General features: G+C 40.2%; 11 protein-coding genes. 2 read left to right on the forward strand and 9 right to left on the reverse strand.

Annotated features, from left to right (window positions below; genetic code table 11):
• Positions 1–24: 24 nt before the first annotated feature.
• The 5 genes from LXL81_RS23165 to LXL81_RS23185 all read right to left on the reverse strand — a co-directional run bounded on the left by LXL81_RS23165 (position 25) and on the right by LXL81_RS23185 (position 5,533).
• On the reverse strand, positions 25–2,346 hold the full coding sequence (locus LXL81_RS23165; RefSeq protein WP_234649335.1) for a c-type cytochrome: 2,322 nt from the start codon (positions 2,344–2,346) through the stop codon (positions 25–27).
• Between the two features lie 79 nt (positions 2,347–2,425).
• Positions 2,426–3,733 carry an MFS transporter gene (locus LXL81_RS23170; protein ID WP_234649336.1) on the reverse strand — a complete coding sequence of 436 codons (1,308 nt, stop codon included), beginning with the start codon at positions 3,731–3,733 and terminating at the stop codon, positions 2,426–2,428.
• A 154-nt stretch (positions 3,734–3,887) separates the two neighbouring features.
• A complete protein-coding gene (locus tag LXL81_RS23175; protein WP_234649338.1) occupies positions 3,888–4,037 on the reverse strand; it encodes a hypothetical protein in 150 nt (49 codons plus the stop codon).
• Positions 4,038–4,130: 93 nt separating this feature from the next.
• Entirely contained in the window at positions 4,131–4,700 is a 570-nt protein-coding gene (locus tag LXL81_RS23180; RefSeq protein WP_234649340.1) for a helix-turn-helix domain-containing protein, read from the reverse strand.
• Between the two features lie 131 nt (positions 4,701–4,831).
• Entirely contained in the window at positions 4,832–5,533 is a 702-nt protein-coding gene (locus tag LXL81_RS23185) for an SGNH/GDSL hydrolase family protein (RefSeq protein WP_234649342.1), read from the reverse strand.
• Positions 5,534–5,767: 234 nt separating this feature from the next.
• On the opposite strand from LXL81_RS23185, the gene LXL81_RS23190 reads away from it, so the two are divergent.
• Positions 5,768–7,339, forward strand: coding sequence for a glycoside hydrolase family 32 protein (locus LXL81_RS23190; RefSeq protein ID WP_234649344.1), 1,572 nt, complete (start codon positions 5,768–5,770; stop codon positions 7,337–7,339).
• A gap of 65 nt (positions 7,340–7,404) precedes the next feature.
• Here the strand turns inward: LXL81_RS23190 and LXL81_RS23195 are convergent, their stop codons facing one another.
• Together LXL81_RS23195 and LXL81_RS23200 are read right to left on the reverse strand one after the other, a co-directional pair.
• Positions 7,405–7,956, reverse strand: a complete 552-nt coding sequence (locus tag LXL81_RS23195; RefSeq protein ID WP_234649346.1) for a DUF2911 domain-containing protein — start codon at positions 7,954–7,956, stop codon at positions 7,405–7,407.
• Positions 7,957–8,007: 51 nt separating this feature from the next.
• A complete protein-coding gene (locus LXL81_RS23200) occupies positions 8,008–8,472 on the reverse strand; it encodes a nuclear transport factor 2 family protein (protein ID WP_234649348.1) in 465 nt (154 codons plus the stop codon).
• 229 nt (positions 8,473–8,701) lie between these two features.
• On the opposite strand from LXL81_RS23200, the gene LXL81_RS23205 reads away from it, so the two are divergent.
• The gene (locus LXL81_RS23205) at positions 8,702–9,436 is read left to right on the forward strand and encodes a peptidase (protein ID WP_234649349.1); all 735 of its coding nucleotides are present in this window, start codon (positions 8,702–8,704) and stop codon (positions 9,434–9,436) included.
• 76 nt (positions 9,437–9,512) lie between these two features.
• On the opposite strand, the gene LXL81_RS23210 is transcribed toward LXL81_RS23205, so the two are convergent.
• Positions 9,513–10,898 carry a M28 family peptidase gene (locus tag LXL81_RS23210; protein ID WP_234649351.1) on the reverse strand — a complete coding sequence of 462 codons (1,386 nt, stop codon included), beginning with the start codon at positions 10,896–10,898 and terminating at the stop codon, positions 9,513–9,515.
• A gap of 43 nt (positions 10,899–10,941) precedes the next feature.
• A complete protein-coding gene (locus LXL81_RS23215) occupies positions 10,942–13,263 on the reverse strand; it encodes an RND family transporter (protein ID WP_234649353.1) in 2,322 nt (773 codons plus the stop codon).
• Positions 13,264–13,297: the final 34 nt, after the last annotated feature.

The raw sequence follows: 13,297 nt of genomic DNA on the forward strand, positions 1-13,297 counted from the left end.
TTTTTTAATATTATGTTTTTAAATCTACATCCCGTTCAGCTCTTCCACGGTAAATGCTTTCTGCCGGGCATTTAGTTTTTTACGGGTTGAAACCACTTCATCTGTTGTAATTTTTTCTCCGTTATTTCTCCATGATTTTCGGATGAAACTCAGCAATTGGGCCACATCTTCACTCGGCATATCCTTATCATAACCAATGCCCGGCATATCTCCGCTAACTTCCGGCGTTTTGTAAATATGTCCGTTCACTTTTACAGGACCGGTTAATCCAAAGAGAACAATAGAAATAAGTTTGCTCTTGTCACCCGTTACCCACTCAGATTGATTTAAGGGAGGGCCAAGTGATTTTACACCATTGCCATCTGGTCCGTGACATGTTTGGCAAATGGAAGTAAATAATGCAACGCCCTTTGGAAATTCTTTAACCAGCATTTGCGGATCACGATTTCCCTTTGTATTGGCAGCCTGGGCAATGGCGCGTTTTAATTGCGTCTGTATGTAAAGACTTGTATCCGGCAATGAAACTGCAAGTTCATTTTTAAATGTATTCTCGCGGTCTTGTAAATTGCTGATAACCGCGTCTGTTACGTACCGGTTGGCGGGATATCTTTTTGCAACTTTCAACAAAAGATCATTGGCTGCACCTTTGTCAAACTCCTGAATGTTATGTGTTAAAAATGCGACATAAGGAGCTGAAAGTGTATCATTTTGATCAATCAGTTTATTCAATGCTGCTGTGTAAGTCTTGTAGGTACTTTCTGTCATTACAGACGGCAAAACACTAAGTGCTTCCATCCGTACCGGCCATGAAGGCTGATTTATCAGCGCCACAACTTCATCTGTTTTCAAAGCATTCAAACCTTCGAGCGTCCAAAGCGCATGAATGGCCAAAAGCGTATTTGCAGTTTGTTTAGAGGCAGATTCCAGAGCAGGAATTGCCTGGTTCATTTTCCCATCCACGAGACTTTGCTGCGCATAATCCCTGATCCAGCCGTTATTATCGCCTAGCAATTTAATCAGATTTTCCGCGTCGGTTGGGAGCGCGGTGATTTTTGTATTTGAATTTTTAGGAACAACTTTATAAATTCTTCCAGCTGAAAGCGGCTGTGTTAAATCTCTTTTCCCGATTTGTCCTTTTAAATAAGGCGTCAGATATGTTTTGTGCTGGATGATTCCGCGGTACATATCTACAATATACATGGCACCATCTGGTGCGTTATACAAACTTACCGGGCGAAAACGTTCATCAGTGCTGGCCAGAAATTCTTTCCCCTTATAAGCCTGTTCGCCTTTTACAACATAACCAATTTCATTCAGAATATTACGTTTAATCAAATTCGCAGATGGCTCGGCCACAAAAACGTTTGATTCATAAGCTTTTCCAAACAAATTTCCCCGATAAACCATCGGAGAGCAGGCAGCTGTAAAATCAACAAGTTTAAGACTGTCGTTAATAACACCTTTCATATAGGCCCGATTCACGCCCGGAGTAGGGCGGATCGGATATACGTGATTATTGGCAACGGATTTTTCGTTATATCCGGCTACATTCCGCTGGTTTTTGTTGTTGGCACCAAGACCCGGTGCAAAGAAATCGCTCAGAACATTTTGGGAATTGTTGTTGTAATAAAGCCGGCCATAATTGTCCTGGGATATGCCCCATTGCCCACGAAAATGCGTTTGTTCGATCAGCCATTTATCGCCTTTTCTTCGATAGCGCTTGCTGGATTTTGCATTATAAATCCAGTTATCCATGGCGCGCATCAGTCCGTTTGGCTGGTGTTCAACATTTCCGCCCTCTGTATATAATGGATCAACCAGAGTCTTATTGACAGGTTTATCATTTTTTATTTCAAAAAACCACAAATTGGTTGGTTCTCCAACGAGAATGCCATTTTCGATCAGACATATTGCCCGTGGTAAAACAAGGGAATCCAGAAAAACTTTTCTGTCGTCCATTACTCCGTCCTTGTTTTTATCTTCCAGAATAACAATTTTTCCGTTTGGAACATCCTCACCGGTTCCAATCGTATCCGGCATATAACCCGTCATTTCAATAACCCACATCCTTCCTTTTTGATCAAAGGAAAAAGCTACGGGAGTACTGATCAGAGGTTCCGAAGCAACCAGTTTTACTTCAAATCCGTCCTCCACCTGAATCTTTTTCATAGATTCCTGCGCGGTCAAAAATGGTGATTTACTGAAATCTATTTTAGCAGGATCTTCTTTTGGAGTTTCCTGAATGTTTGATGCAACGATTTGTGATCCAGCCTGTTTATTCGATTTACAATAGAATAAGGTGCCCGCAAGGGTTAACATCAGCAAAGGATAACGAAACTTTTTCATTGGTTACAGTTTAATGGCGCCGAAAGAACTTTAAAAATAAATACAGGAGGTTAATAAATACGTATTTTTCAAGTGATTATTATAAATTCTGATTTCTGAGCGCTTCTTCTACCGGCGTCATTTTGGCCGTCAAAAGCTGAATAGCAGACCAGGCCACAAAATAGGTACAGCCACAAATAATGAAAAGAATGTTATATCCTGCGCCAATATTTCCAGCCGTTTTGTAATAATCCAATAAGGCTCCTACAAGCAGAGGGAAAAGTGTCGAACCCAGAGATCCGACAAATCCGCCCATACCCACAACAGAGCTAACTGCTCTCTTAGGAAACAAGTCCGATACGATCGTAAAAATATTTGAACTCCATGCCTGATGGGCCGCAGCGGCAACGCTGATAATCCCCACAGCTACCCAAATATCCGTGGCATATTTGGCAAAAATAATAGGCATAACGGCGAAAGCCACAATAAGTAAGGTTACCTTTCTGGCTTTCAAAGGTGCCCAGCCTTTCTTTATAAGATAGGAAGAAAGATACCCGCCACCAATACTTCCGAAAGTAGTAGCCGTATATACCACTACCAAGTGAATACTTGGTTTTTTCAGGTCAAGTGAAAAAGTGGTTGCGAAATAAGACGGTAGCCAGAAAAGGAAAAACCACCAGATCGGATCTGTCAGGAATTTACCGATAATAAAAACCCAGGTTTGTTTCAGTTTCAGTAACGAAATCCATTTGATCGGCTTATCGGTTTCTGCGCTTACTAATTCATTATCACTATGAATATATTCAAATTCGGCGGCTTGTAATTTTTTGTGGCGGGAAGGGATTTCATATAAAATCCACCAGAATATCAGCCATATAAAACCTAAGGCACCGGTAATGATAAACGCTTCCTGCCATCCATAAGATCCTAATAACCAAGGCACAACAATCGGTGCAGCAACAGCTCCAATACTAGTCCCGGAATTGAAAATTCCGGTTGCAAGCGCCCTTTCTTTTTTAGGAAACCATTCCGCAACAGCCTTGACTGCCGCTGGAAAATTTCCGGCTTCACCCAAACCCAATACTGCACGTGCTGCTCCAAACCCAAAAGTGCTTTTAACAAAAGCGTGGGCAATGGCGGCAATACTCCATATAATTATGGAAATGGAGTAACCCAGTTTTGATCCAACCTTGTCAATTATATTTCCGAAAATGATATAACCCAAAGCATAACAACCGGCAAAAACAGTAACAATATTGGCATAGTCGGACTCTGACCAGTTAAATTCTACTTCGAGTGTCGGTTTTAAATATCCAAGTATTTGTCTGTCAACATAATTAATGGTGGTGGCAAAGAAAAGTAACGCGCAAATTACCCAGCGGTAATTACCAATTTTGGTTTTTTCCATGGTTTGAAATAATGGATTTTCAGGAATTTAAGGGTATTGGAATATGAATCTTCTTGGGAGTAAGACGGTGAAACCTTATTTCTACCCCTTAAATGCTGGTGAAGTCTTTTGAAATCGGCGGAAAGGAAAGAGTCCGTGTTAGCAGTTTGAAAAATTAAAGCGCTGTTCTTTCTATATTGATTTTAATGAATTCAGGATTTGTTTTAGATAATATTGGTTGAACAACGCGTGGTTCATTACCCGTCGGACGGCGAAAAAGCCGTCCGACGGGTGGCTCTTTCAGATCGGTTGATTCTTGAAACATTTGAATTTTTTTGAACCGGAACCCCGGTCGGACGGTTTTTTCTACCGTCCGACCGGTTATAAAAATATGAACTATCCGAAGTTTAATTAAACCTTACTTCTGATTAAAGAAATAAACAATCAGCATTAAGCAACTTTCGGCATGTTTGTTCTTAGGTACGTGCGGTAATCTTCCGTCAAAAAATAGTGAATCTCCTGCTTCTAAACTGTAAACATCACCATTGATCAGGTAATCAACTTTCCCGTTCAGGATATATTTAAATTCGAAAGCTTCGGTATAAACTTCTTCCCGGTGAGAATTTGGAGATAATTCGAGCAAAACAAAATCGATGGTATTTGCTACCAGGCTTTTGGTGAAAATCCGCTGGTAACTAAATCCTTTGGTATTTTCTTTTTCAAAAGGTTCATAATGATCTTTTTTCTGAACAATCACAGTAGGCTCTACCAGATTGAGGTCCTTAAAAAAATCACCAACCTCCATTTCCAGCGACTGGATTATACTGAACATAACTGGCAGGGAAGGAATACTGCGGCCATTTTCAATCTGAGAAATCAGACCTTTGCTGACGTTGGATTTGTCTGCCAGCTCCTGTAAAGTAAGTTTTTTGTCAATTCGTTTCTCCTTAATTCTCCGGCTTACCTCCAACAAGAATGCACCTTCCATAGTATTCTGATCGCTATATTGTTTTTTAAAACACCTCAAAGTTAAATGCTTCCTGCATTTTCACAGGTATTTTTTTCAATACTTTATGATATCTTAAAATGAACAGGTTTCAGGTATGGTAGAGTAAATTGTCAAAGAGACAATAAAGGCTTCACCGGAGGAAGTGCTTCATCAACCCAAAGCTGATGCATTTTTTTCGAATAATGCAGATTATCTGACGCGACCATCGTTGGATCGTTCAGGGCTTTTCGGGAAGTTGGGGTGATATCAATAAATAGAATTTTTTCTTTTGCACATTCCTCCTTTACGACCAAATTAAATTTATCAATGCTTTTTGCAACTTCCTCTCTGCTGCCCGAGCCAAACTCCGTGCAACCCCAGTCGGGTATGGATAAGACAAAAACCCGGTTCCGCCGATTACCGGCATATTCCACACTTTTCAAAAGCAGCAAATGAAAATCGATCCGAAACTGGTCGATGCTTCTGCCTTGATATTGATTATTCACACCGATCAAAAGAGATACTAAATCATAATTTTCCGTAGGTTTGAAACCGTTGCAGGCACTTAACAGGTTTTCCGTAGTCCAGCCGGTTTTAGCCAAAATATCTGTTGCAGAAATTGTCTTCCCATTTTCAGCCATACTTTTGGCAAAAAGCACCGGCCAACGGTCCGTTTCCGGAACGCTCTCACCAATTGTATATGAATCTCCAAGAGCCAGATATCTTAGTCCGCCGGTGGACTCCTGTCCATTTCCCGAATGAACAACTGCCACTTCCGGTTCGTTGATACAGGCAATACAAAAAAGAAAAAATGATAGAATTAATTTGTACATTTTCAGAATCTGTGTGGTTGAAATCAATTTACCAGTGCTTCTTATCCTCCGCACTGTTTCATATATACCGTTTTTAGCCTTGTTTGGATCGAAACGGTCTGAATTTAGATTATTATTTCAATTGGGCTATTTTTCAAGTTTCAGGCATTGTTATTTATGTATGTTAGAAATATAGAAAAATTGCTTAAACTAACAGATAAATCGACCCTGCTTAATACATTTAAACCTATGAGAATGCTCAAAACCATTCGGACTATTACAATTGCTTTAATGATTGGCCAGTTAAATAATGTTTCATTGGTAAAAGCTCAGTCTGCGGATTCTACGAATGAAATGTCATACAGACCAGCCTTCCATTTTGCGCCGCCACAAAACTGGACCAATGACCCGAACGGGCTGGTTTTTTATAACGATCAGTATCATATTTTCTACCAATATAATCCCGAAGGAGATACCTGGGGGCATATGTCGTGGGGGCATGCCACGAGCCGGGATATGATGAAATGGGAGCATCAGCCTGTTGCTTTACAGGATTATCCAAATGGAAATGGCACAACTACTATGTTTTTTAGTGGTACTGCGGTAGTTGATAAAAACAATACCTCCGGTTTTGGTCAAAAAGATGGCGAGACACCATTGGTAGCCATTTACACAGCACATATTGATAGCAGCGGTGTAGGGATTTCGCAGAGCCAAAGCCTGGCGTATAGCCTGGATGGAAAGGAGTTCACCCGTTATGACAAAAATCCGTTAATCGATCTGCACACAAAAGATTTCCGTGATCCCAAGGTTTTTTGGCAGGAAGAATCCAAACAATGGATTATGATTGTTGCAAAACCACTGGATTATGAGGTTCAGTTTTATGCTTCCACCGACCTGAAATCATGGAGCTTATTAAGTGAGTTTGGTGATAAACTTGGAGATAAAAGTAAGATATGGGAATGTCCGGATATTTTTGAACTACCCGTCGAGAATGAACCTGGTACTACAAAATGGGTCATTACCGTGTCAGGAGGGCATCCGCAGCAGAATGGAAATCTTGGGATGCAGTATTTCATTGGAAATTTTGACGGCAAAACTTTCACGCCGGACGCACTGCAATATCCACTCTACCTTGATTATGGAAAGGATTTTTACGCCGGTATTATTTTCAATAATTTGCCAGACACTGATAAAAGGAAAATCATGATTGGGTGGCAAAATAGTTGGGAATATGCTGCGACTACACCAACCAGGGGTTTCAGAGGTCAGATGTCTGTTCCGAGAGAATTTTCAATCTATAAAAATGAAAACAGTGAGTACCGTTTAAAATCATTTCCAACCAGAGAAGTGACCGCCAACCGTGGGCAGCTTCTGGCAACGCAAAGTTCGGTGGCTGTGACGGGAAGCAAGCTTTTGAATTCTATTTCAGGAAGCACGCTGGATATAGAATTTGTGATAAAAAGAAGTTCTGCGGAGCAGGCAGGAATAAAATTATTAAAACACGGTGAAAACCAAACGCTGGTTTATTACAACAAGATTGACAATACACTTAAAATTGATCGTACCAAAAGCGGCAATGTAAGTTTTAGTCCCAAGTTTGCGAGTATCGAGTCGGTGCCGTTGCCTGCAACCAATGATGATATTTATATCAGAATTCTGGTTGACAAAAATAATATTGAAGTTTTTGCAAATGGTGGAAATCAGGTGCTGACAGATCTTGTTTTTCCACTTTCAGAAAAAGTCAGTTATGAATTGTTTTCAACCGAAGTAGCTACGACTTTCAAAAATCTAAATATCTGGGAAATGAAATCAACTTTGGAATAGTTGGTTGTAAAATAGATGTAAAAGGCTGTATCAAAATTTTACGATACAGCCTTTTATTATGTAAATCAAAATGAGATAGGCGTCTCAACAACAGTATTTTCCCAGCCAAAGCGCATCACCGCGCCATTGTCGGCCTTGGCAAACTGGATAGAGAAATTTTCAATAGTGTCTGCTATCTTTTTTGCCGGCACTTTCACTCTCAATACATCATCGGCCTCTTTATAACTGTAAGCACCCCAATAATCCAGATCTTTATTCAGGATAATTGTCCATTCAGTTTCGCCCGGAATAGCAAATAATGAATAAGTACCTGCTTTTATTTTTTGCCCCTGAATTGTTGCATCCTGGTAAAATTTGATTTCAGTTGATTCATCCGCACCTACTCTCCATACTTTGCCAAACGGAACAAGTTTTCCGATAACCTCACGATTCTTTTTAGCCGGCCGGCTGTATGTAACACGAACAAGTGCCTTGTCATCACCCTTGCGGTCGTGTGAGAAGTTGTCAGGATAAAAAGCCTTATCCATCGGACTGGTATCAAGGCCTCTGAATGTTTGGGCGTTGGCAGCAATTGCGCCAAGAAATAGCATCGATGAAAGTAAAATCGCTTTTTTCATAATCTTAAAAGTAAAGTTCGGAATAGTAAGTAAAATATATTGTCTGCGAATTTATTTCTTTTTCATAAAGTTATCCAGATTTTGTCTGGCCGTAGACTGGACTTTATTTCTGAAATAGGAAGTCCGGCCCAGTAACAAACCAGTAAAACCTAAAGCTTGTTTAGCCCACATATAGAAGTCAAATGTGTCAGTGTGTTTTACAATTTTATTATTTTCGATAACAAATCTGGCTTGTATATTATTGACAACACGTTTTCCGGTTTTGGAAAAGAGATATGAAGCCGTCCATTCGGCTGAGACGCTGGTGTCATTTTCAGTAATATTTCCAAAAGTAAGGCTGAGTTCTTTTGATTTGCAAAGCATTTCCCACATCGCTTTCACTTCATCGCTGTTAAGATTTTTAAAGACTTCGTCATTAAAAACAGCATTTTCAGCATAACATTCCTGCATTCCACGGTAGTCTTTATTTTTAAAGCTTGCGTAAAATTTGGTAATCAATTCCTCGTTAGGTGTCATAAAATTTGATGAGTAGGGGAAAAGTAATAAGTCAGTTTTTTCAACCTCATCCTATAAATGTACAAAAGGCTGGCAGAAAGCAGCGGTTGTGAGATTATATTAATTATCAGATAATGCTGAAAGTAACCTGGGGTATTTGGTATTTTTGTGCAGAATTGATTTAATTGCACGACAGGAGGGATTTATTTCACACAAGAATTCTTCCATAATTTAAAGTAAAGACGGAATTATGACATATTGCTTGGGGATTAAAGTGAAAGAAGGATTGGTGGCCATAGCGGATACGCGTATCACTGCCGGTACCAATACGACCACAAAAAAGAAAATGTACATTGCTCAAAAAGATAATTATTCTCTTTTTATTATGACAAGCGGTCTTCGTTCTGTACGGGATAAGGCAGTGCATTATTTTGAAGAATTGATCGAAGAAGGCGTAGTATATAACAAATTGTATAAGGCTGTCAATGCTTTTGGAGAGCAGGTAAAACGAGTGGCTGTTGAGGATAAGGAAGCTTTGGAGCGTGCAGGATTAAAGTTTAATCTGAACACCATTGTTGGAGGGCAGCTTAAAGATGACACTGAGCATAAACTGTTTCTACTATATTCCGAAGGAAATTGGGTGGAACTGGATGAAGGTTCACCCTATGTGATTATCGGGAATTCTGGTCAGGGAAAGGCAATTTTGAACAGAGTCCTTGATGACGAATCCACGATGAAACAAGCTTTAAAAGCCGGGTTTCTATCATTTGATTCCACACGGGTAAGCAATAATGATGTTGAATTCCCGATAGACGTTGTACTCTATAAAAAGGACAGTTTCGCCATCGTGCAGCATCGCTACGAAAAGAAGGATATGGAAAAGGTATCTGAATTGTGGGCTGCCAAATTGAAAGAAGATCTGGATGAAATTCCGGAAGACTGGATGGATGTTTCTTTTGATAAAATTAAGGAAAAGCAAAATTAATCATCCTGAAATATAAAAGACGAGGCCAGAGGAATTCAATTCTTCTGGCCTCGTCTTTTATATTTTTCAATGTGCATTACTCCACGCCATATTTATCAATCAGATATAACATGGCTGCCATGGAAGCTCCGCCAAGTTCGAGTTCACGCTTGCTCACTTTATCGAAAGTATCGTTGGATGCATGGTGATAGTCGAAATACCTTTGTGAATCAGGAATTAATTCCATCAGAACTGTTCCCTGTGGACCTAATGGACCGATGTCTGCACCGCCGCCTCCAGGTCCTAATTCATATAAGCCATAGGGGATGAATAATTTTGTCCAGGAAACAATTTTAGCTTTTTGAGCCGGTGTTCCAACAACGCCAAACCCCAATGGAATAAACCCGCCACGATCAGATTCAATAGCTGCGATATGTTTTTCATTTTTATTTTTTGCTGAATCCGCGTAAGCGATGCCGCCTTTCAAACCGTTTTCTTCGTTCATGAACATTACGGCTCTCAAAGTATTTTTCGGTTTATATCCCAAAACTTTAAGCAAACGAACCGCTTCAATAGACTGAACGCAACCCGAACCATCATCATGTGCGCCTTGTGCAAAATCCCATGAATCAAGATGTCCGCCTACAACAATATATTTTGCCGGATTTTCAGATCCTTTTAATTCGCCAATCACATTATGTGAAGGTGCGTCAGGAAGTGTTTCGCTATATTGTTCAAAATAAATCTCGGTGTCAGCGTTTTCTTTTATAAGCTTGCTTAATAATTCTGCGCCGTTTGTAGAAATTGCGGCGGCCGGAATCATGCCTGCTCCACTCGCATAACGCAGGCTGCCGGTATGTGGGAAATCGTCCAGTCTGGTTGTCATAGACCGTACAATGGCACCAACGGCACCAAGTTTTGCAGCTTCACTTGGCCCATATCCGCGTTGTTCAACAGCACCACCATAGGCTTCAAAAGTGTTCAATTTTGTCGGGTCCATCGGGCGGTTGAAGAAAACTATTTTTCCTTTCACTTTTTCCGCTCCAAGTGCTCTTAATTCCTGAAAGCTTTTTACTTCTATAACTTTGGCTTTTGTACCGCCTTTTGGTGTTGCCACCGAACCGCCCAGCGCAGCCACCGGTACTACTATTTTTTGTTTTCCTGAAAGAATGTAAGCTTTTTCTTTTGCACCGCGCACCCAATGGGGAACCATGACATTTTGTAAAAATACATTGTCAAATTTTTCCCTCACCATTATATCCCTGGTATATTCAACCGCCTTTGCAGCTCCGGCTGATCCACTTAATCTGGCTCCGACTTTCTGTGTAAGGTCTCTCAAATATTCGTAAGAATGTCCGTCAGATAAAGCCGTATCAAAGATTTTTCGGATAAAAATAGAATCCGACTGATAGTCCGATTGGGCAAAAGTTGTGGTCGATGCGCATAAAGCCAACATCGCCACAGAAAGCAGTGTTCGTTTCATTTCTTGTTTTATAGGAGTGTTTACTTGGTAATTTTTATTTTAATCAGGATGGTTTTTCACCTTTCCCCTGCCATTTGGAAATGGAAAGGAGCAAGGCAGGTAACAAAATCAGGTTGGTACACATAGCAACCAACAGCGTTATTGAAACCATGACACCCATCGCCGCCGTTCCGCCAAAACTGGAAGCAGAGAAAATGGAGAAACCGCAGAAAAGGATCACTGCTGTGTAAATCATACTAAGGCCTGTACCAAAAATAGAATTGGTAACGGCTTGCGAAGCATTTAATCCTTTATCATAAATTTCCTGACGATACCGGGTCAGGAAATAAACTGTTCCATCCGAAGCAATACCAAAAGTTATACTGAAAATCAGAATAGTTGTTGGTTTGAAATAAATGCCAAAATAACCCATGATGCCGGCAGTTAAAGCCAGTGGAATTAAACATGGCAGTTTTGACAAAAGGATTATAGGAATGGAACGGAAAAGTACCATACCTACAACTGCGATCAAAAGAATGGCGATCAGTAAACTTTCATACAAGTTTCCAAGCAAATAGTCATTGCTTTTCAAAAATACCAGGCTATGACCCGTAAGGCTAACTTTGTATTTAGCCGGACTGAAAATAGAATCCACTTTCGGACGGATTTCATTCATCAAAACTTTGATACGTTCTGAACCCACATCCGCCATCTGGAAACTTACCCGCGTTACGCTTTTATCTTCATTCAAAAAGGAATTGATTTGCTTGGAAGCACCTTGTTTTCCCTGCACATAATTAGTAAGTTTTGCCAATTCCAAAGCACCGGGCAAAGCATAATATTTTGCATCACCAGCTCTGTATGCCTGATACAAGAAACGCGAAGCTTCTACAACCGAAACTGGTTTTGAAAACTCCTTGTATTTTCCGAGCTCATTCTGGAGTGATTTTATTTTGTAAAGTACCGCAGCCTGGTCCCCAAATACACCATTTTTTTCTTTGGTATTGATCATTACCTCAAATGGTAAAACACCATTGAAGTTTTTTTCAAGAAAGCGCAGGTCAGTATAAACCGGATCATTTTTTGGTAAATCATCCACAACAAATCCAATTGCCTTGATTTTGGTCATACCGTAACCTGAAACAATGATCATCAGGAACATCGCGATGTAAATTTCCTTGCGTCGGTTATGTACCAGATAATTTATTTTTGTTAAAAATCCATGAGCCCATTTTCCGTCCAAATGTTTTAAATGACGCGCTTTTGGTACGTCCATATAATGCAGGGTGATCGGCAAAAGCAACAGGCAAAGCACGTAAGTTACCATAACACTAATCGCAGCCACGATACCAAATTCAACTAATAATGTACTATTGGTAAAATAAAATACCCCAAAACCAATGGCAGTTGTAATATTGGCAAGGAAAGTAGACAGGCCTATCTGTCGAACCATTTCCAATAAAGCATCATCTTTCTCACGTCCTGCTTTAAGTTCTGTCTGGTATTTATTGATGAAAAATACGCAGTTTGGAACACCAATTACAATGAGCAGGGGAGGAATAAGTCCGGTTAGCGCGGTAATTTTGTATCCGAATAACTGCAATAATCCTACCGAAAATATTACGCCGATCAATACGACAACAATTGATAGTAATGTCAGACGGAATGACCTGAAGAATGCCCAAAGGATAAACAGCGTTACCAAAACGGCGAGCCCCATGAACAATTCCATTTCACCGGAAATTTTCTTCATGTTGACAGTCCGGATATACGGCATGCCAGAATAGTGGAGATCTGTTTTGTATTTAATCGCAAATTCCTCAGCCATCGCTTCAATATCGCTTACAATACTAAGCCTGCGTGCGGAATTTAGAGCTTTATCATTAAATGTGATAACAATAAGTGTGGCATTTGTTTTGGAATTCAGCACCAAGCCTTCATAAAAAGGAAGATTAAGAATTTCCTTTTTCAGGCTGTCAACTTCTGTCTGTGTTGTTGGAATTGTACGGATAACAGGCGCAAAATCAAACTGACTCAGACTATCATTTCTTACGATTTTTTGAAGATTGGCGAGAGACAAAACGTTTTTGATACCAGTTGTTTCCTTAATGCGCTGTGCAAGTTTGCACCAGTCCCGGAACTTGTTAACCTCGAAGAGGCCCGGATCCTGCCAGCCGATGACCATTACACTGCCATCTTCGCCAAATAATTTCCGGAAATCCTGATATTCTTTTTCAACAGGATCGTTTGCAGGGAGGATTCTTGCAAACTGATATGAAAGTTCGATTTTTTTGGCCTCGTACGCCATGAAGACGGTGGAGACTAACACCAATGCAACCCACCAAAGCCGGTAGCGGATTATGTAAGTTGCTAATTTATTCCACATATATTGTAATTAGGTTTTTTGCAAAAAGCTGCAA

This window comes from Dyadobacter sp. CY356 (genome assembly GCF_021440195.1).
GTDB lineage: Bacteria > Bacteroidota > Bacteroidia > Cytophagales > Spirosomataceae > Dyadobacter.

Bases quoted from the DNA above. Each gene is read 5' to 3' on its own strand.
- LXL81_RS23165 (WP_234649335.1), bottom strand. From the start codon at position 2,346: ATGAAAAAGTTTCGTTATCCTTTGCTGATGTTAACCCTTGCGGGCACC.
- LXL81_RS23170 (WP_234649336.1), bottom strand. From the start codon at position 3,733: ATGGAAAAAACCAAAATTGGTAATTACCGCTGGGTAATTTGCGCGTTA.
- LXL81_RS23175 (WP_234649338.1), bottom strand. From the start codon at position 4,037: ATGTTTCAAGAATCAACCGATCTGAAAGAGCCACCCGTCGGACGGCTT.
- LXL81_RS23180 (WP_234649340.1), bottom strand. From the start codon at position 4,700: ATGGAAGGTGCATTCTTGTTGGAGGTAAGCCGGAGAATTAAGGAGAAA.
- LXL81_RS23185 (WP_234649342.1), bottom strand. From the start codon at position 5,533: ATGTACAAATTAATTCTATCATTTTTTCTTTTTTGTATTGCCTGTATC.
- LXL81_RS23190 (WP_234649344.1), top strand. From the start codon at position 5,768: ATGCTCAAAACCATTCGGACTATTACAATTGCTTTAATGATTGGCCAG.
- LXL81_RS23195 (WP_234649346.1), bottom strand. From the start codon at position 7,956: ATGAAAAAAGCGATTTTACTTTCATCGATGCTATTTCTTGGCGCAATT.
- LXL81_RS23200 (WP_234649348.1), bottom strand. From the start codon at position 8,472: ATGACACCTAACGAGGAATTGATTACCAAATTTTACGCAAGCTTTAAA.
- LXL81_RS23205 (WP_234649349.1), top strand. From the start codon at position 8,702: ATGACATATTGCTTGGGGATTAAAGTGAAAGAAGGATTGGTGGCCATA.
- LXL81_RS23210 (WP_234649351.1), bottom strand. From the start codon at position 10,898: ATGAAACGAACACTGCTTTCTGTGGCGATGTTGGCTTTATGCGCATCG.
- LXL81_RS23215 (WP_234649353.1), bottom strand. From the start codon at position 13,263: ATGTGGAATAAATTAGCAACTTACATAATCCGCTACCGGCTTTGGTGG.